The sequence below is a fragment of the Nocardioides sp. genome, assembly GCF_047607185.1.
Lineage (GTDB): Bacteria > Actinomycetota > Actinomycetes > Propionibacteriales > Nocardioidaceae > Nocardioides.
This window is the reverse complement of record NZ_JASGDQ010000086.1, coordinates 42,286-58,589: the sequence shown is the minus strand read 5'-3', so window position 1 is coordinate 58,589 and position 16,304 is coordinate 42,286. Positions and strand designations below refer to the sequence as shown.

Sequence of the window (16,304 nt, the reverse complement as noted above, 5' to 3'; positions counted from 1 at the left end):
CCTGGCGTTCCCGACGCGGCTAGCCGCGACAGGCTACTAGGCTCTGGAGCGTGAAAGGCTCAGTGACACTCCGCATCGCGGCACCACCCTCGGTCGTCTGGGACCTGATCAGCGACGTCACCAGGATCGGCGAGTTCAGCCCCGAGACCTTCGAGGCCGAGTGGGTCGACGGGGCCACCGGCCCCGAGCTCGGCGCCCACTTCCGCGGTCACGTCCGGCGCAATGGCATCGGACCGGTCTACTGGACCTCCTGCAAGGTGACCTCCTGCATCCCCGAGCGCGACTTCGGCTTCACCGTCTACGGCGCCGGCGCCCGCATCAACAACTGGCGCTACCAGCTCCGCCCGGACGGCGAGGGCACCGAGGTCACCGAGTCGTTCGCGCTGCAGACCAATGCGCTGACCCGGGTCTACTGGGCGGCCTTCGGGCTGTTGCGCGGTCGCACCAACCGCCGCGGGATGCTGCGGACCCTGGAGCGCATGAAGGCGGTGGCAGAGGCGGCATGAGAACACGCTCTGAGTCCAGTGAGCCGGGAGTCGCCGCCGCCTTCCCCGACACCGTCACCCTGGTCGGCTGACTATGGACCCGATCGAGGACCCGGCCGACGAGCTGTCCGTCACCCCGCCGAAGACCTGGGCGGCGGGCGTGCCGGCGGTCGCCCACGCGCTGGGCTACTCGCTCTCCCAGACCTCGCTGCGGCGTACCGCCCTGACGCTGCTCAACGTGAACCAGGCCGGGGGGATCGACTGCCCCGGCTGCGCCTGGCCGGATCCCGACCCCCGGCACCGCAACGAGTACTGCGAGAACGGCGCCAAGCACGTCAACGACGAGGCGACCACCCGACGGGTGACCCGGGAATTCTTCGCGACGCACTCCGTCGAGGAGCTGGACGGGAGGTCGGACTACTGGCTCAACCAGCAGGGCCGGCTCACCGAGCCGATGGTCAAGCGACCCGGCGGCAGCCACTACGAGCCCATCGGCTGGGACGACGCGCTCGACCTGATCGCCAGCGAGCTGCGCGGCCTGTCCTCGCCGGACCAGGCGATGTTCTACACCTCCGGTCGGGTGAGCAACGAGGCGGCCTTCCTGCTCCAGCTCCTCGCCCGGGCCTATGGCACCAACAACCTCCCCGACTGCTCGAACATGTGCCACGAGTCCAGCGGCTCGGCGCTGACGGAGACGCTGGGGGTCGGCAAGGGCAGCGTCTCGCTGGCCGACATCCACCACGCGGACCTGATCCTCGTCGTCGGCCAGAACCCCGGCACCAACCATCCCCGGATGCTCACCGCGCTGGAGGAGACCAAGCGCAACGGCGGCCACGTCGTCGCCGTCAACCCGCTCCCCGAGGCCGGGCTGATCCGGTTCAAGAACCCGCAGAGGCCACGCGGCGTCGTCGGCCGTGGCACCGTCATCGCCGACGACTTCCTGCAGATCCGTGCCGGCGGCGACCTGGCGCTGTTCCAGATGCTCAACCGGCTGCTGCTCGAGGCCGAGGACGCCGCTCCCGGCACCGTGCTCGACCACGACTTCATCGCGACCCACACCACCGGCTTCGCCGACTTCGCCGACCAGGTCCGGGCGATCACCTGGGAGGAGACGCTGACCGCGACCGGGCTGGCCCGCGAGGAGATCGAGCGGGTCGCCCGGCGGGTGCTCGCCAGCGAGCGGGTCATCGTCTGCTGGGCGATGGGGCTGACCCAGCACCGGCACGGCGTGCCCACCATCCGGGAGATCGTCAACTTCCTGATGCTGCGCGGCAACCTCGGCCGTCCCGGCGCCGGCGTCTGCCCGGTGCGCGGCCACAGCAACGTCCAGGGCGACCGGACCATGGGGATCTGGGAGCGGATGCCCCGGCCGTTCCTGGACGCGCTCGGCCGCGAGTTCGGCTTCGACCCGCCGGTCGAGCCCGGCCTCGACACCGTCGAGGGCATCCGGGCGATGCGCGAGGGCCGAGCCTGCGTCTTCGTCGGCGTGGCCGGCAACTTCGTCCGCGCCGCTCCCGACAGCGAGGTCACCGAGCAGGCGCTGCGGCGGTGCCGGCTGACCGTGCAGGTCTCTACCAAGCTCAACCGGTCGCACACCGTCTGCGGCGAGACCGCGCTGATCCTGCCCACCCTGGGACGCAGCGACCGCGACGTCCAGGCGACCGGCGAGCAGTTCGTCACCGTCGAGGACTCGATGAGCGAGGTCCACGCCTCCCGCGGCCGGCTGGAGCCGGCCTCGCCCTGGCTGCTCAGCGAGGTGGCGATCATCTCCCGGCTCGCCCGGCGCCTGCTGGGGGACCGGGTCGACATCCCCTGGGAGGAGTTCGAGCGCGACTACAGCCGGGTCCGCGACCGGATCTCCCGCGTCGTACCCGGCTTCGAGGACTTCGAGGAGCGGGTCTCGGGCACCGGCGGCTTCCGGCTTCCGAACCCGGTCAGCAGCCGGGTCTTCCCGACGCCGAGCGGCAAGGCCGTCTTCACCTGCAACGACCTGACCATGCTGGTGCCGCCGGCCGGACACCTGGTGCTCCAGTCGCTGCGCTCGCACGACCAGTGGAACACCGTCCCCTACGCCATGGACGACCGCTACCGGGGCATCCACCACGCCCGCCGCGTCGTCATGGTCAACCCCGAGGACCTGGCCGAGCTCGGCATCGCCGACGGCGACCTGGTCGACCTGGTCAGCCTCTGGCACGACGGCGTCGAGCGGCGCGCACCCGGCTTCCGGGTCGTCTCCTATCCGACGGCGCGGTCCTCCGCCGCGGCCTACTACCCGGAGACCAACGTGCTGGTGCCGCTCGACAGCGTGGCGGAGGTCAGCAACACGCCGACCTCCAAGGGCGTCATCGTCCGGCTCGAGCCGACCGCGGCGGCGGGCTGAGCCGATGGGCCGGGTGACGGTACGACGACGGGTGCTGCGGGTGCGCGACGGCGCCCTCTCCCAGCGACCCGACACGCTGGCCGCCGAGGAACCGATGGAGATCCGGGTCGACGGCCGGCCGCTGACCGTCACCATGCGCACGCCCGGCGACGACTTCGACCTGGCGGTGGGCTTCCTGGTGAGCGAGGGCGTGGTGCACGCGAGCGCCGACGTCGCCGGGGTGCGCTACTGCCTGGGCGCCACCGCCGACGGCGTCAACACCTACAACGTGGTCGACGTGGTGCTGGACCCGGCGGTGCCCGCGCCCAGCGCCTCGCTGGAGCGCAGCTTCTACACCACCTCCTCGTGCGGCCTGTGTGGCAAGGCGTCGCTGGAGGCGGTGCGCACCGCGTCGGCATGGTCGGTCGCCGAGGACCCGCTGCGGATCGCCCCGGCGCTGCTGTCCTCGCTGCCCGAGCGGCTGCGCGCCGCGCAGCGGGTCTTCGACAGCACCGGCGGGCTGCACGCCGCCGGGCTCTTCGCCGCCGACGGCGAGCTGCTCTGCGCCCGCGAGGACGTCGGTCGTCACAATGCGGTGGACAAGGTGGTCGGCCACGCCGCCCGCGAGGGGATGCTGCCGTTGCGCGGCACCGTGCTGGCGGTCAGCGGCCGGGCCTCCTTCGAGCTGGTGCAGAAGGCGGTCATGGCCGGCATCCCGGCACTGGCGGCCGTCTCGGCGCCGTCCTCGCTGGCCGTCGAGCTCGCCGAGGACAACGGCCTGACCCTGGTCGGCTTCCTGCGCGGCTCCTCGATGAACGTCTACGCCGGCGCGGAGCGGATCGAGCCCCGGCCGGCGTCGTGATCAGATCTCGCCCGGCGTTGCCCGGCGCAGCACGACCCGCGTCCAAGCGCCGAGGAAGAGACATTCCTGGGGGCCGATCTCGCGCTTGGTGCCCGGCTGGACCGGCGCGGTCGGCAGCCCGCCGACGGCGGCCCCGACATAGGTCCCGTTGGAGGAGCCGAGATCCTCGACCCACCAGCGGGTGCCGTCGGTGGTGAGCTGGCAGTGTCGACGGCTGATGCCCGGATCGGAGCCGAGCTCGAGGTCGGGATGGATGTTGCGGCTCTGGGAGGTGCGGCCGATCAGGATCGAGGTCGCCCGCAGCGCTACGACGACGGGGGCGCCGGCCGAGGGGAGCGGGTCGGTGCTGGCCTGGTCGACATACCAGTCAGGGTCGATCCAGACCTCCGCCACCCAGCCGTCCGGCAGCGGCGGAGCGACCTCGCCGGGGCTGCTCGGCGGGGTGGCCGCTGGCGTGCTCGTTGGCGGGGCCGCCGGGCGGGGCAGGCTGCCGGTCGTGAAGTCGTAGCCGCATGCCTCGCAGAACAGCGCATTGGCCGGGTTGTCGGCCTGGCAGCTGGGGCACTGGGCCGTGACTGGCGTGGCGGGCGCCGCCTGGGCATCGCCCGCCACGGTCGACGCTTGGGCCGACTCCGCGACCGGGTCGGGCACGGGCGGGGCGCTCGTCGTAGCCCCGGCGAGGATCGCCAGGCCGCAGACGTCGCAGTAGTCCTCGGCGGCCGAGTCGTGCCCGGCGGGACACCGGTGAGGGCTCGACATCAGGTGCCGCTCTTCCCGATACGGGTGGTCTTGGTGGAGGCGGTGTCGAGGGCCATCTCGTCGGCCTTGTCCACCGTCCGCTTGAGTCGCACGGTGCCCTCGGCCTCGTCCTCGATGTCGACCACCTTGCGCAGCCGGGTGGTGGCCTCCTCATTGCCGGTCTGGGCGGCGAGCTGCACCGCCCGGCCCAGCTTGGTGGTCGCGGTGGCGTCGTCGCCCGCGGCCCGAGCCGCCAGACCCTCCTGGATCGCGGCGGCCAGCTCGGCCTGTCCGGTGTAGTGCGCGACCTGCTGGTCGATCCGCGCGGTGAGCTCGGAGTTGTTCGACCAGGTCGCCTTGACGAGACCCTGGGCGGCCACCTCCGGCTCGGCGCCGGGCAGCACCAGCTGCACCCGGGCGGCGAGCTGCTCCTGGCCGATCGCCTTGGCGGCGACGCGGACCGCGATGTGATAGTCCCGGGACTCGTCGGCCCATGCCCCGGTGGGGTAGTCGCCGGTCAGCGGATTGACCTCGACGCGACGGTCGGTGAGCTCCTCCAGCGTGGGAGCGACCTGGCGGACGAACAGGATCTGGGCACCCTGTGGCGCCCACACCCGCAGCTTCGCGTCGGCGATGCCGCGCGCCATCGAGGCCCGCATGATCTCCTGGAACTGCGCCCGCATCTGCTTGGGCGCGGGGATGATGTCCACGGTGCCCAGCAGCGCCTGGGCGATGGTGCGCAGCTCGGCCACCTTCCAGTCGGTCCCGGCACCCCGGCAGTCGCACTGGAAGTAGCCGGTGGCTCGCCCGATCGCATCGGCGAGGAGGCTGCCGCTCTCCTGGTTCTCGCCGTCGGTGAGCAACAGCGCATGCCGCTGGGTGACCTCCGGCACCGAGCTGAACAGCTGGCCGGCTAGATCGAGCCAGGTGCTGATGGCGGTGCCGCCGCCCGACTTGAGCTTGCCGATCGCGGTGGCGGCCTCGTGCCGGGTCGCCTCCGACATCCGCACCAGGCCCGGGCCGCTGCGCACGGGAGGATAGGCCAGAGCTGCCTGGTCGGTCCCGGCGACGACGGCGAACCAGGTGCCGTCGAGGATCTCCGCGAGCGCCGCCTGGGCGCCATCCCGGGCCGCCGCCATGGTCTCGATCCCCATCGACCCGGAGGTGTCGACGATGATGATCTCGCCGGCTTCGCCCGAGCCGGACTGCCCGGCCGTGCCCGCCCCCGAGCTGGTGATGGTGACGATGGCATGGACGTCGGTCCCGCCGTCGGGCAGGAACTCGTTCTGGTAGACGGCGGCGGTGAACTCGGCCATGGCCATCCTCTCCGTGCAGTGTGGTGTCGGCCAACCTACCCGTCGAGTTCGGCCTTGACGCGAGCCAGGGCGACGGTGATGTTGTCATGCCCGCCCGCGGCGTTGGCGAAACCGACCAGGGCGAGCGCGAGCTCGGCAGGGTCCGTCGTACCGCTGGCGGCGATCTGCCGCTGCAGCGCGGCCGGCTCGGAGGCGTAGTTCCACAGCCCGTCGGAGCAGACCAGCAGCCAGCCCGCCGCGGTGACGTCGAGGTGGCCGATCCGGGGCGCGATGTCCTCCGCGTCGCGGCCGAGCCACTTGGTGATGGCGTGGGCCTGGGGGGAGGCCTCGGCGTCCTGGCGCGGCACGCCGGCCGCGATCTGGTCCTGCGCGAGCGAGTCGTCGACCGTCAGCTGGACGCCGGGCTCGGTGTCGGGCAGCCAGTAGGCCCGTGAGTCCCCGACCCCGGCATAGTGGATCCGGCGGCCCTCCAGCACGGCGAAGACGATCGTCGCCGAGGCCGGGTTGGGCGAGCCGGGGTCGGTGCCGGCGACGATGGCGTTGTTGGCGGCGCTCACCGCGGTCGTGAGCACCTTCGTCACGGCGGCCTCACGCCCGGCGGGGGTGCCGAGTCCGGTCGGCAGCGGCAGCCGGAGCACGTCGCGGGCGGCCTTCGCCCCGGCCAGGGACGCCTTGGCGGAGTGCAGCGAGTTGGACACCCCGTCGAGCACGATCAGCACCGCCCGCGAGCCAGGCTCGCGGCCGGCGAGGAGCGCCATCGCGTCCTCGTTGCCGGCTTTGCCGACGCCCTTGTCGCACACCCCCGCGACCCAGCTGGCCGGTTGCTCGCGGAAGTGGTCGCGTGGGCTGGGCGCTTTGGCGCCGCACTCGGTGCAGTAGCCGTCCGGCCCGACCGTGGCACCGCAGTCGGCGCAGCGGTCCACGGCGCCGGCCTGGACCTGGGGGTCGGGCAGCGCGCCCGACGGCCGCCGGGTGGGCGCGCTGATCGGAGCGATCTCGTGACTGTCCTCGGCAGCGTCGGGGGTGGTCGGGCTCGCCGCGCCCCCGGCGGCCTGATCGAGGCCGGCGCCGCAGGACTCGCAGAACCGGGCCCTCGGCGGGACGCTCGCGCCGCAGGCCGGGCACGCCGCCGCCGCGGCGGTCGGGGTCGTGGTCACGTCAGGCTCCAGTTCCGCACCGCATTGGCCTGGTTGACCAGGTCGACCCGCTCCTCGACCTCCCCGGCGTCGCGGGCCAGTGCTCGCAGCGCCCGCTCCAGGCCGTCCCGGACGCCGGTCTCGGTGGCCGGCACCGAGCCGATGGTCCCGGCCGCGGCCTGACCCTGCACGACAGGCAGCGCCTCGGTGAGGATGCGGACCGCGAACCGCTGCCTGGTCGGCCCGTCGAGCTGGGCCTGCTCGATGGTGCGCATGGCCTGGTCGAGCACGGCCAGCCGTTGTCCGGGCGCGGCGGAGGCGGAGGTGTCGTCGAGCAGCACCTCGGCGCGCAGCTGCCGGCTCTCGAGATAGCCCCGGCTGGTCGTCGGCACCAGGTCGAGCGCCTCGACGGCGGCGGTCACCTCGCTCCGGGCGGCCCGCACCCGGGCCATCCCGAACGCGGCGGGGGCGACGTAGGCCGCGTCGGTCTGGACGCAGACCTGGTAGAGGCTCTCGGCGACCTCGGGGAGGCCGCCCTGCTCGCAGGCGTGCGCGAGGGCGAGCTTGGCGGCCAGCTCGCCGGGCACCTGCTGGTAGACGGCGTTGAAGGCCGCCTTCGCGGCGTCCCAGTCCGCCGCGCGGACGGCGGCGAGCCCGTCGAGCCACAGCGCCCGCCACTCCCACGGGTCCTGGGCGAGCAGCGCCTCGGTGGCCTGGCGGGCGGCAGCGGCGTCGCCCACCAGCAGCGCCGCCCGGGCCCGGGTCAGCCAGACCTCGGCCGAGTCCGCGGGGGCATCCTGCAGGTTGCGCAGGTGCTCGGCCGGGTCATCGGAGCGGATACTGGTCAGCCAGGCGTACTGCGGGTCGGTGACGTCCTCGCGCAGCCGCGGCAGCTGAGTCCACTCGGTGATGGGGCTCGCGGTGGCGGGTGCCTCGAAGAGCACCGACGCGGTGGAGGTGGTCGCCGGACCGGCATGGTTGCGAGCCACCACCTCGCGGAGCACGCCGAGCATCTGGGTGCGCAGCTCGTCGACCGAGGCGAACCGGTCCGCCGGGTCGGGGGCGCAGCACTTGGCGATCAGCCAGTACAGCGAGTCGTAGTCCTGGAACAGCGGCGTGTCGGCCACGTCCGGCAGGCTGTGCAGGTAGCGACCCTGATAGCCGCGGAACTCCATGCACAGCACCAGCAGGGTGCGGCCGATGGTGTAGATGTCGGAGGCCACGCTCGGGCCGACCTCGGCGATTTCCGGCGCCTGATAGCCGACCGTGCCGTAGATGGCCGAGTCCTCGTCGTCGATGCGGTGCACCCCGCCGAGGTCGATCAGCTTCATCGCGTCGCCGACCTGGATCATGTTGTCGGGCTTGAAGTCGCAGTAGACCAGGCCGAGGTCGTGCAGGTAGCCGAACGCCGGCAGCAGCTCCAGGATGTAGGCCAGCGCCTGGTCGACCGGCAGCGGGCTGTAGGCGCCGCCGTTGTCGGCCATCCGCTGCTTGAGGATCTGCTTGAGCGACTTGCCGCCGACGTACTCCATGACGATATAGCCGGCACCCTCGTGGGTGACGAAGTTGTAGATCTCGACGATATTGGGGTGCTCGACCTGGGCGAGGAACTGCTGCTCGGCGATCGCCGCCGCGAGCGCGTCGGGGTCACCGGAGTTGAGCAGGCCCTTGAGCACCACCCAGCGGTTGGAGACGTTGCGGTCGCGGGCCAGGTAGATCCAGCCGAGTCCGCCGTGCGCGAGCGCCCCCGCGACCTCGTACTGCCCGCCCACCAGGTCGCCGGCGACCAGCTTCGGGGTGAAGGAGAACGGGTTGCCGCACTGCGGGCAGAAGCCCTCGGCGCGGCCGGGGGTACCGTCGATGCCGCGGCCGACGGCGGCTCCGCACTTCGCGCACCACCTCTTCTCCTCGGGCACCTGCGGGTCGGCCAGGATCGCGCTGGCGGCGTCGACGGCCGGCGCCGGCGGCACCGTCGTGAGCCCGGCGCCGAGCCGGGCGGCGCGCATCCGCTGTGAGCCCGAGCGGGTACGACGGGTCGCACCGGTGCCCCCGGCGCGCCGCGAGCCGATGGCGGCCGACTGGACCCGCGAGGAGGAGGCGACCACGGAGTGCTCACTGCCGACGCCAGCCGGCGCGCTGCTGGTCTCTCCGGCGGACCCCGAGCCGGCCGCGGCAGCGGGGGAGCCGCAGACGTCGCAGTAGCCGTCCAGGATCGAGCCGGTGCAGCCGGGCTGCGTACACCGGCCGCCGGCCGTCGGAGGGGTGGGAGCGTCGGCGGCACCCGCCATGCCGCAGACGTCGCAGTAGCCGTCGACGACGGAGCCGGTACAGCCGGGCTGCGTGCAAGTGGGTGCGGTCATCGAGGCGTCTCCTTGTCGAGCCAGGTCTGGTAGAGGGCGACGAGCTGCCGGGCGACGGCCAGTGGCGCCGGCCGACGGGCCAGCACCTCGCGGGCCAGGCGCTCGGTCTCGGCCAGGTCGGCGGAGTCGGCCAGGCCCAGCGCTCGGGCCTTGGCGCGGTAGGCGTCGAGCAGCTCGACCAGCGCGGTGTGCTCGGCCAGCGCGTCGGCGTAGCGGTGCTGGGCCACCTCCAGCGCCTGGGAGACCCGGTCGAGCCGTTGCAGGTAGGGGCCGATCTCCTCCGGCGTGACCGGCACCGGTCCGAGTGCCGCCACGTCGGGGACGGCGTTGTTGGGAGCAGGATCGACGGTCGTCACACAGACCTCCGCGAGCTTGCGCAGCGCGTCCGCTCGCGCCTCCAGGTCCGCGCGCAGCTCGCGCGCGGAGAGGATCTGGTCGCGGGCGTCGCGGCGGCGGGCGTTACCGACGATCAGGTCACGCTCGAACGTGGTCGCCTCGATCTCCAGCGGCCCGAGCAGGCCGGCGACGTCGGCGCCGCGGCTGGCCCGCTCGCCGATGTCGTCGAGTCGCAGCAGCAGGCCCGCGAGCCGGTCGACGGCCTGGTCCCGGGTGAGCGCCGGCTCCAGGCCGACCTGGTCGCGGACCCGCTCCAGCTGTGCCCGCAGGCTCTTGACCCTGGCGGCCGCGTCGGCGGCGCCCGGCAGCAGCGCGAGCCGGCTGCGCAGCTGCCCGGTGAGGGCGTCGAGCAGCTGGGAGGCCTCGGGCAGCGAGACCGCCAGGCCGCCGGGCATCTCGCTGGCGCCGTCGAGCCGGCCCCAGATCAGCCCGGCGATCCGCTCCCGGTCCTGGGTCAGCACCCGGCCGCCGTCCCAGGTCGCGAAGATGAGCTGGTAGCGGTCGGTGATCGCCTTCCACAGCGCCAGCGCCAGGGACATGTCGCCGGCCACCTCGCCGCCTCGCCCCGCCGCCAGCGCCGCCGTGTCGAGCTCGTCGAGCTCGACACGCCGGTCGCGCAGCCAGGTGTCGAGCTCGGCCAGATAGCGCTGGATCTCGGCGGGCTCGGGCGCCTGGCCGAGTCGCCCCGGGGGAGCAGGAGCGGGCGTGGCGGCCACGGCGGTGGTCACCGGCCGTACTGCGGCGTCGGCTGGGTGCCTTCGCCGAGGGTCGGAGCGAGCCACGTGTCGTAGATGCTCTGCCAGCTGCCGTCGGCGGCCATCTGCTCCAGCACGCCGTTGACGAAGCGCAGCAGGTCCACGTCCGAGGCGTTGGTGGCCAGCCCGTAGGGCTCGCTGGTGAAGGCCTCTTGCTCCGGTACGACGGCGTAGGGGTCCTGGGCGGCCAGGCCGGCCAGCACGGCGTCGTCGCCGGTGATCGCGTCGACCTTGCCGTTCTGGAAGAGCACCAGGCACCCGGTGTGGTTGGTGGCCGGCACCACCTCGGCGGCCGACGCCAGCTCACGGATGTTGTCCAGGCTGGTGGTGCCGGTCGGGGCGCACACGGTGTGACCGTCGAGATCGCCGGGCTCGTGGTAGTCGGCGGCCAGGTCCTCGCGCAGCAGCACCTTCTGGCCGGCCTCGTAATAGACCGCCGAGAAGCCGACCTGCTGCCAGCGCTCGCAGTTGATGGTCATATTGCGGGCGACCATGTCGATCTCGCCGGACTCCAGCAGGCTGACCCGTTCCGCGGCGGTGATCACCCGGAGTTGGAGGTAGGAGTCGGCCTTGCCGTCCTTGACCCCGAAGATGGCCGCCGCGACGTGGCGGGCGATGTCGATGTCGAAGCCCTCCAGCTCGGCGGTGAACGGGTTGCTGTAGCCCAGCAGATAGGTGTCGGCCGAGACGCCGACGATCAGCCGTCCGCGCTCCTTGATGCGCTGCAGCGCGGGTCCGTCGGTGGTGCCGTCCGGGGCATAGGAGCGGACCGAGTCGGCGGTGTTGTCGCAGCTCAGCTCCTGCGCGGGAGTCAGCGAGGCGTCCGCCGCAGCCGGGGTGGGGACCTCGGTGGCGTCGTACCCGCAGGCTGCCAGCACCAGGCCGGCGGCCAGGGCGGCGAGGGCGAATCCGATTCTCATGAGAACTCCTGACGCCGGGTGCCGATGCCGCGCGCGACGGCGACGGCGGCGACGATGCCGAGCAGCAGGGTGAGCACGGCGATCGTCAGCGCCGCGCCGCGACCGCTGCGCAGCTCGTGGGTGGCGGTGCTGCCGGCGGTGGCCACCTGCTGCTCCAGATGGGTGTCGAAGGCGTTGAGGGCGGGCGTGGATCCCTCTGCCTCGGACGTGGTCGCGAGGGTGACCGCCTCGCGCCACTGGTCGCCCTCGTCGAGGTCCACGATCTGCTGATGGGCAGCCAGGTAGGCGTCCCAGTCGCTGGTGCCGACGCCGAGCGCGTCGACCTTGTCGACCGACGCCGTCCAGGCCGTCTCGTAGGCCTGCCCGGACCCGCGCTTGATCAGCCGCAGGCTCTCGTTGGCCTTGGCGTCGTTGGCCGCGGTGCGAGCGGTCGCGGCGTCCGAGGCGGTGCGATAGGCGCCGGCATGCAGGTCGTCGTTGCTGCTCGCGCGCCCGAGGGCCAGCGCCGTGGTGACCAGCGTCAGCACCGCGATGATCGCGGCGGCGACGGCGAGGCCCACGTTGACCCGGCGGTGGAACCGCCGGGCCAGGGCACGGTTGATCCACCACAACGTGGCGCAGGCCAGGACGCCGATGCCCAGCAGCCATAGCGGGTGCTGGCCGGACATCGCCGAGCCGGACCGGTCGGTGTTGGCCTCGACGAGCTTGTCCAGGATCGGCAGCGCCTCTCCCCGCAGGCCGTCGCCGGCCTCGGTGAGATAGGCGGCGCCGACCGGGAAGCCCTGCCGGGCGTTGGTGCGGGCCTGGGTGACGGCCGTGGTGTAGTCGCTCACCTCGACGTTGAGCGCGGCCAGCGCGGCCCGGTCGGCCGGCTGCGCGTCCGCGGCGTCGGTGATCAGCTGGAGTGCCTCGGTCATCGAGGCGTCGTACTCGGCTCGCTGGTCGGCGTCCTCCAGTCCGCCGACCAGGAAGGCGTTGGTGGTCAACGCGTCGGCGCGGAGCAGCGAGGACTGGATCTCCTGCACCCGCACCAGTTGCTCGGTGTCGTCGGCCGCCCGGCCGTCGGAACTCCAGCTGAGCACCTGGATCAGGGCGCTGAGGATGCCGAAGAGGATCGCCGCCGCCATGCCGAGGCTCTGCCAGCGGTCGAGTTGCCCGGGCGTGTCCACGAAGCCGGCCGGCTGCCGCGTGGTGGGCTGGTTGGCTGGGCCGGGCGGGGTGGGCGCCGGTGCGGCCGGCGCGGCCTGGCTCACGCTCACGTGTCCTCCTGAGATTCGGGCTGGGGTGAGTCGGGGTCGGCGAGATCCTCGGGAGTGAGCAGCCGGAGCTGCTCGACGGTGGGCGACTCGACCTCGCGCAGCCGCCAGGCGTGCCGGCCGATGGCGGCCTCCAGCAGGTTGCGGACATAGCGGGCGTTGCCGAAGGTCGGGCCGCGCTCGGCCTCCGCCAGCAGGGCACGCAGCCGGGCGAGGACCGGGTTGTCGGTGTTCGGGCCAGCGTCGCCGGTCTCGCCGGTCCCCCCGGCTTCGTCGTCGGTCTCGCCGAGGTCGTAGTCGGCGGCGGCGGCCATAGTGACGAAGATGGCGACCAACTCGTCGTCGCTGTAGTCGGCGAAGTCGATGACCGTGCGGAAGCGGCTCTCCAGGCCGGGGTTCTGCGCGATGAAGAGGGCCATCGGGACCGGGTAGCCGGCCACGATGACGACGAGATCCTCGCGCTTGTCCTCCATCTCCTTGACGAGCGTGTCGACCGCCTCGGCGCCGTACTGGTCGCCGGTCAAGGAGTAGGCCTCGTCGATGAAGAGCACCCCGCCGACGGCCGAGGCGACCACCTCGGCGGTCTTCATGGCCGTCTGCCCGAGATAGCCGGCGACCAGATCGGAGCGGTCCACCTCGACCAACTGGCCTCGGGAGAGCAGGCCGAGCGCACGGTAGATGCCGGCCACCAGCCGGGCCACGGTGGTCTTGCCGGTGCCCGGATTGCCGTTGAAGACCAGGTGCCGAGTGATGGTCGGGGTGTCCAGACCGGCGGCCCGGCGCAGCCCCTCCACCCGCAGCACGGCGGCCTGCCGGTGGATCTCGGCCTTGACCTCCCTCAGCCCGACAAGGGCGTCGAGCTCGGCCAGCAGCTCCTCCACCGATTTGCCCGGCTCCTCGACCGGCTCCTCGGCGGGCGGCGTAGCCGGAGGGTTGGCAGCGGGCGCTGTCGCCACGCTGCCCGGGCGCTGTTCGACCCGGGCATCGACCCGGGGGAGGTCCGGGTCCGGCGGCGCGAGCTGGGCGGCGCTCGCCATCGCCGCGTTGCCGAGCGAGCGCGGATTGGCCTCGCCGAGCCCGGCCCCGGCCTGGGCGACCTCGCCGAGCGCGGCGGCGTACGCCGGGGCGTGCGGGGAGCGCGCGAGCGCGAGCGCCGCCATGGTCGGAGTCGGGGCGCTGCGGTAGCGCCGGCCCCGCGAGGCGGTCTCGAAGTAGGTCTCGGAGGACGGCGTGCGACCGGTCTGCTCGGCCCAGTCGAGGTAGGCGCCCCGGGCCGGCTCCGAGACGGTGGCGGCCAGCGCCTCGCCCTCGGCCCGCGCCTGCGCCGGGTCGGCACCGGCGGCCTCCGCCACCGACGCGAGCGAGATCAGCGCCTGGGCCAGCGTAGTCATGGCGTCCCCAGCCCGAGGTCCCCGCCGGTCGCGGTGTGCCCGAACTTGGCCTCCAGGAACCGGCTGTGCGCCACCAGCGCTTGCGCGTCGGCCCGGTTGGCCGCGTCGAAGATCCTGTCCATGGTCGCGCCGAGCAGGTCGAGCTGCTCGACGAGCAGCATCAGCGAGGTCTTCGAGCCGTCGACCGGTCGGGTGTCGGCCCACTCCCGGGGCAGCCGCAGATAGCCGCCGACCGCCTCGGGCAGATAGTCGGTGGCGGTGGCCACCACTGAATAGCTCTCCTGGCTGCCCAGCCCCAGGTCGCGCAGCCGCGGCAGGGTCTGCTGGATGGTGCGCGCGATCCGGACCACCCGGGAGACCACGACCGGCGGCGCGCCGCCCTCGTGCAGCAGGTCGTTGACCCGGTTCAGTGCCGCGAGCACGTCGCGCTCCGTCGGTGCCGCCGGCACGGCGTACTCGGGCGCGGTCGTGGTGCCGCGCACCCGGCGCCACCACGATGTCAGCCCCACGGGAACACGCCCTGCCGCCTCAACCGAGGTCGAGGACACCGGAGGCGGCGCGCTGGTCGTGCTGCTGGACCCGGTCCAGGTAGGCGCGCGACTTGGCGACCTCGGTCTCGAGCACGCCGATCGTGGTCGACATGGTGTCGAGGGCCTTGAGCTTGAAGGAGTCGATGGAGTCCATGGTGGCGTAGATGTTGTTGAACGCCGCCTGCAGCTCGGCCATGCCTATCGTCGAGGAGGCGGCCTGCTGCTGCACGGCGGCGGAGTTCTCGCGCAGCATCTCCGAGGTGCGCTGGATCAGCCCGCCCGTGGTGCTGTTGAGGGCGGTGATCTGGTCGAGCACCAGCTTCTGGTTGCCGAGCGCCTGCGCCACGATGACGGCGGTCCGCAGCGCGGAGACGGTCGTCGTGGTCGCCCGGTCGACGCCCTTGATGAGCTCGATGTTGTTCTTGATGATCACGTCGATCGCGAGATAGCTCTGGATCGACACCGCCAGCTGGGTCAGCAGATCCTGGTGCTTCTGCCGCACGTAGAACAGCACGTCCTGGGACAGCGTCTTGGCCGTCTCCGGATCGGAGAGCTCCAACTCGGCGATCTTCGCCGAGAGTCGGGTGTCGAGTCGTTCGGCGATGTAGACGTACTGGTTGAGCCGGGCCATGGTCTCCCAGAGGTTGGTCTTCTCCAGGTTGAGCGCCACATTGTCGCGGCTGAGCTCGTCCTGGCCGCTGCGCAGGCTGTGCAGGATGCCGTTGAGGTGGCTCTGCGCGCTCTGGTACTTGCGGAAGTAGTCCTCGACCTTGTCCACGAAGGGCAGCTTGCTCAGCAGCTTCTTCATTCCGGTGGCGTTGCTGGGGTCGAGGTCCTCGACGGTACGCCGCAGGTCCAGCAGGGTCTTGCCGACCGAGGAGCCCTGCGAGATGCCGCCCTCCTTGAGCGCCTTGACCGGCTGGTCGAGCATCCGGTTGGAGGTCTCCGCGGCGCGCCGGATGTCGGCGTCGCCCATGGTCCGCACGCTCTCGGCCTGCTTCGCGAACTCCGGGCTGCCGGCGGGCTGGCTGGCCAGCGCGGTCAGGAACCCGTCGACCTTGGCGTCCAGCTCGGGCACCAGTTCGGGCGAGACCTGGGGTGCCATCCGGGGCGCCTGCGTCTCGACGACGGGCTGCGGCGCCTCGGGCGCGGTCAGCGTGAAGGCCGGCTCCGGCGGAGCCAGCGGTGCCGGGGCGGCAGCGGCCGCAGCGTCCTGAGAACCATCCGTGGTCATGACGGGAGCCTAGATGATCGATGCACGGGTCTCGATGCTGCGCGAGCCTCGGCGCCGGGGCACGGCTCTGGCCGACCGCTCCGTTGGGCGAGTTGTTCTTGATTCATTCAAGAAATACCGATATGACTGGGGTGTGCTCGGAACGCTGCGGCTACAGGAGATGCTGAGAGGCGCCGGACTGCGTGTCACGCGGCCCCGGACGGCGGTGCTGGGCGCCGTGCACCGGCTGCCGCACGCCGACACCGACTCCATCCTCGGCGCCGTCCGGGAGGAGCTTCCCGACGTCTCCCACCAGGCCGTCTACGACGTGCTCCGTGCGCTCACCCTCAACGGCCTCGTCCGGCGGATCCAGCCGTCGGGGTCGGTGGCCCGCTACGAGGCCCGGGTGGGCGACAACCACCACCACGTCGTGTGCCGCTCCTGCGGCGCCATCGGCGATGTCGACTGCGCCCTCGGCGAGGCGCCCTGCCTGACGGCTGCGGACGACAGCGGCTTCCGGATCGACGAGGCCGAGGTCATCTACTGGGGCCTGTGCCCCGATTGTCTTGCCCACAAGAATTGAACCC

14 protein-coding genes are annotated in these 16,304 nt (G+C 72.5%); 4 read left to right on the top strand and 10 right to left on the bottom strand.

The window, feature by feature from the left end; translation table 11 throughout:
• Positions 1-50: 50 nt before the first annotated feature.
• The 3 genes from QM595_RS10340 (at position 51) to fdhD (ending at position 3,706) form a co-directional block, all read left to right on the top strand.
• Positions 51-506: an SRPBCC family protein gene (locus QM595_RS10340; RefSeq protein ID WP_415171462.1), complete on the top strand. Its 456-nt coding sequence runs from the start codon at positions 51-53 to the stop codon at positions 504-506.
• A gap of 73 nt (positions 507-579) precedes the next feature.
• Positions 580-2,865 carry an FdhF/YdeP family oxidoreductase gene (locus QM595_RS10335; protein WP_415171461.1) on the top strand — a complete coding sequence of 762 codons (2,286 nt, stop codon included), beginning with the start codon at positions 580-582 and terminating at the stop codon, positions 2,863-2,865.
• Positions 2,866-2,869: 4 nt separating this feature from the next.
• Positions 2,870-3,706, top strand: coding sequence for a formate dehydrogenase accessory sulfurtransferase FdhD (gene fdhD, locus QM595_RS10330; RefSeq protein WP_415171460.1), 837 nt, complete (start codon positions 2,870-2,872; stop codon positions 3,704-3,706).
• On the opposite strand, the gene QM595_RS10325 is transcribed toward fdhD, so the two are convergent.
• The 10 genes from QM595_RS10325 to QM595_RS10280 are packed head-to-tail and all read right to left on the bottom strand — an operon-like array spanning position 3,707 to position 15,738.
• Entirely contained in the window at positions 3,707-4,465 is a 759-nt protein-coding gene (locus QM595_RS10325) for an FHA domain-containing protein (protein ID WP_415171459.1), read from the bottom strand.
• The gene (locus QM595_RS10320) at positions 4,465-5,760 is read right to left on the bottom strand and encodes a VWA domain-containing protein (RefSeq protein WP_415171458.1); all 1,296 of its coding nucleotides are present in this window, start codon (positions 5,758-5,760) and stop codon (positions 4,465-4,467) included. Before QM595_RS10320 ends, QM595_RS10325 begins: the two co-directional genes overlap by 1 nt.
• Before the next feature lie 35 nt (positions 5,761-5,795).
• Positions 5,796-6,917: a PP2C family protein-serine/threonine phosphatase gene (locus tag QM595_RS10315; protein WP_415171457.1), complete on the bottom strand. Its 1,122-nt coding sequence runs from the start codon at positions 6,915-6,917 to the stop codon at positions 5,796-5,798.
• On the bottom strand, positions 6,914-9,256 hold the full coding sequence (locus QM595_RS10310) for a tetratricopeptide repeat protein (RefSeq protein WP_415171456.1): 2,343 nt from the start codon (positions 9,254-9,256) through the stop codon (positions 6,914-6,916). Before QM595_RS10310 ends, QM595_RS10315 begins: the two co-directional genes overlap by 4 nt.
• Entirely contained in the window at positions 9,253-10,380 is a 1,128-nt protein-coding gene (locus tag QM595_RS10305) for a hypothetical protein (protein WP_415171455.1), read from the bottom strand. The genes QM595_RS10310 and QM595_RS10305 overlap by 4 nt, the downstream gene beginning before the upstream one ends.
• Positions 10,377-11,327 (bottom strand): glutamate ABC transporter substrate-binding protein, encoded by a 951-nt coding sequence (locus QM595_RS10300; RefSeq protein WP_415171454.1) that lies wholly within the window; start codon positions 11,325-11,327, stop codon positions 10,377-10,379. Before QM595_RS10300 ends, QM595_RS10305 begins: the two co-directional genes overlap by 4 nt.
• Positions 11,324-12,586, bottom strand: a complete 1,263-nt coding sequence (locus QM595_RS10295; RefSeq protein ID WP_415171453.1) for a hypothetical protein — start codon at positions 12,584-12,586, stop codon at positions 11,324-11,326. The genes QM595_RS10300 and QM595_RS10295 overlap by 4 nt, the downstream gene beginning before the upstream one ends.
• A complete protein-coding gene (locus QM595_RS10290) occupies positions 12,583-13,974 on the bottom strand; it encodes an AAA family ATPase (RefSeq protein WP_415171452.1) in 1,392 nt (463 codons plus the stop codon). Before QM595_RS10290 ends, QM595_RS10295 begins: the two co-directional genes overlap by 4 nt.
• On the bottom strand, positions 13,971-14,483 hold the full coding sequence (locus QM595_RS10285) for a hypothetical protein (RefSeq protein ID WP_415171451.1): 513 nt from the start codon (positions 14,481-14,483) through the stop codon (positions 13,971-13,973). The genes QM595_RS10290 and QM595_RS10285 overlap by 4 nt, the downstream gene beginning before the upstream one ends.
• Before the next feature lie 19 nt (positions 14,484-14,502).
• Positions 14,503-15,738: a toxic anion resistance protein gene (locus tag QM595_RS10280; protein ID WP_415171450.1), complete on the bottom strand. Its 1,236-nt coding sequence runs from the start codon at positions 15,736-15,738 to the stop codon at positions 14,503-14,505.
• A 160-nt stretch (positions 15,739-15,898) separates the two neighbouring features.
• Here QM595_RS10280 and QM595_RS10275 point away from each other — a divergent pair, with 160 nt between their 5' ends.
• On the top strand, positions 15,899-16,300 hold the full coding sequence (locus QM595_RS10275) for a Fur family transcriptional regulator (RefSeq protein ID WP_415171490.1): 402 nt from the start codon (positions 15,899-15,901) through the stop codon (positions 16,298-16,300).
• The last annotated feature ends 4 nt before the right edge of the window (positions 16,301-16,304 follow it).

Excerpts from the sequence above, each read along its gene's own strand:
- QM595_RS10335 (WP_415171461.1), top strand. The coding sequence starts at position 580 with ATGGACCCGATCGAGGACCCGGCCGACGAGCTGTCCGTCACCCCGCCG.
- fdhD (WP_415171460.1), top strand. The coding sequence starts at position 2,870 with ATGGGCCGGGTGACGGTACGACGACGGGTGCTGCGGGTGCGCGACGGC.
- QM595_RS10325 (WP_415171459.1), bottom strand. The coding sequence starts at position 4,465 with ATGTCGAGCCCTCACCGGTGTCCCGCCGGGCACGACTCGGCCGCCGAG.
- QM595_RS10320 (WP_415171458.1), bottom strand. The coding sequence starts at position 5,760 with ATGGCCGAGTTCACCGCCGCCGTCTACCAGAACGAGTTCCTGCCCGAC.
- QM595_RS10310 (WP_415171456.1), bottom strand. The coding sequence starts at position 9,256 with ATGACCGCACCCACTTGCACGCAGCCCGGCTGTACCGGCTCCGTCGTC.
- QM595_RS10300 (WP_415171454.1), bottom strand. The coding sequence starts at position 11,327 with ATGAGAATCGGATTCGCCCTCGCCGCCCTGGCCGCCGGCCTGGTGCTG.
- QM595_RS10290 (WP_415171452.1), bottom strand. The coding sequence starts at position 13,974 with ATGACTACGCTGGCCCAGGCGCTGATCTCGCTCGCGTCGGTGGCGGAG.
- QM595_RS10280 (WP_415171450.1), bottom strand. The coding sequence starts at position 15,738 with ATGACCACGGATGGTTCTCAGGACGCTGCGGCCGCTGCCGCCCCGGCA.
- QM595_RS10275 (WP_415171490.1), top strand. The coding sequence starts at position 15,899 with ATGCTGAGAGGCGCCGGACTGCGTGTCACGCGGCCCCGGACGGCGGTG.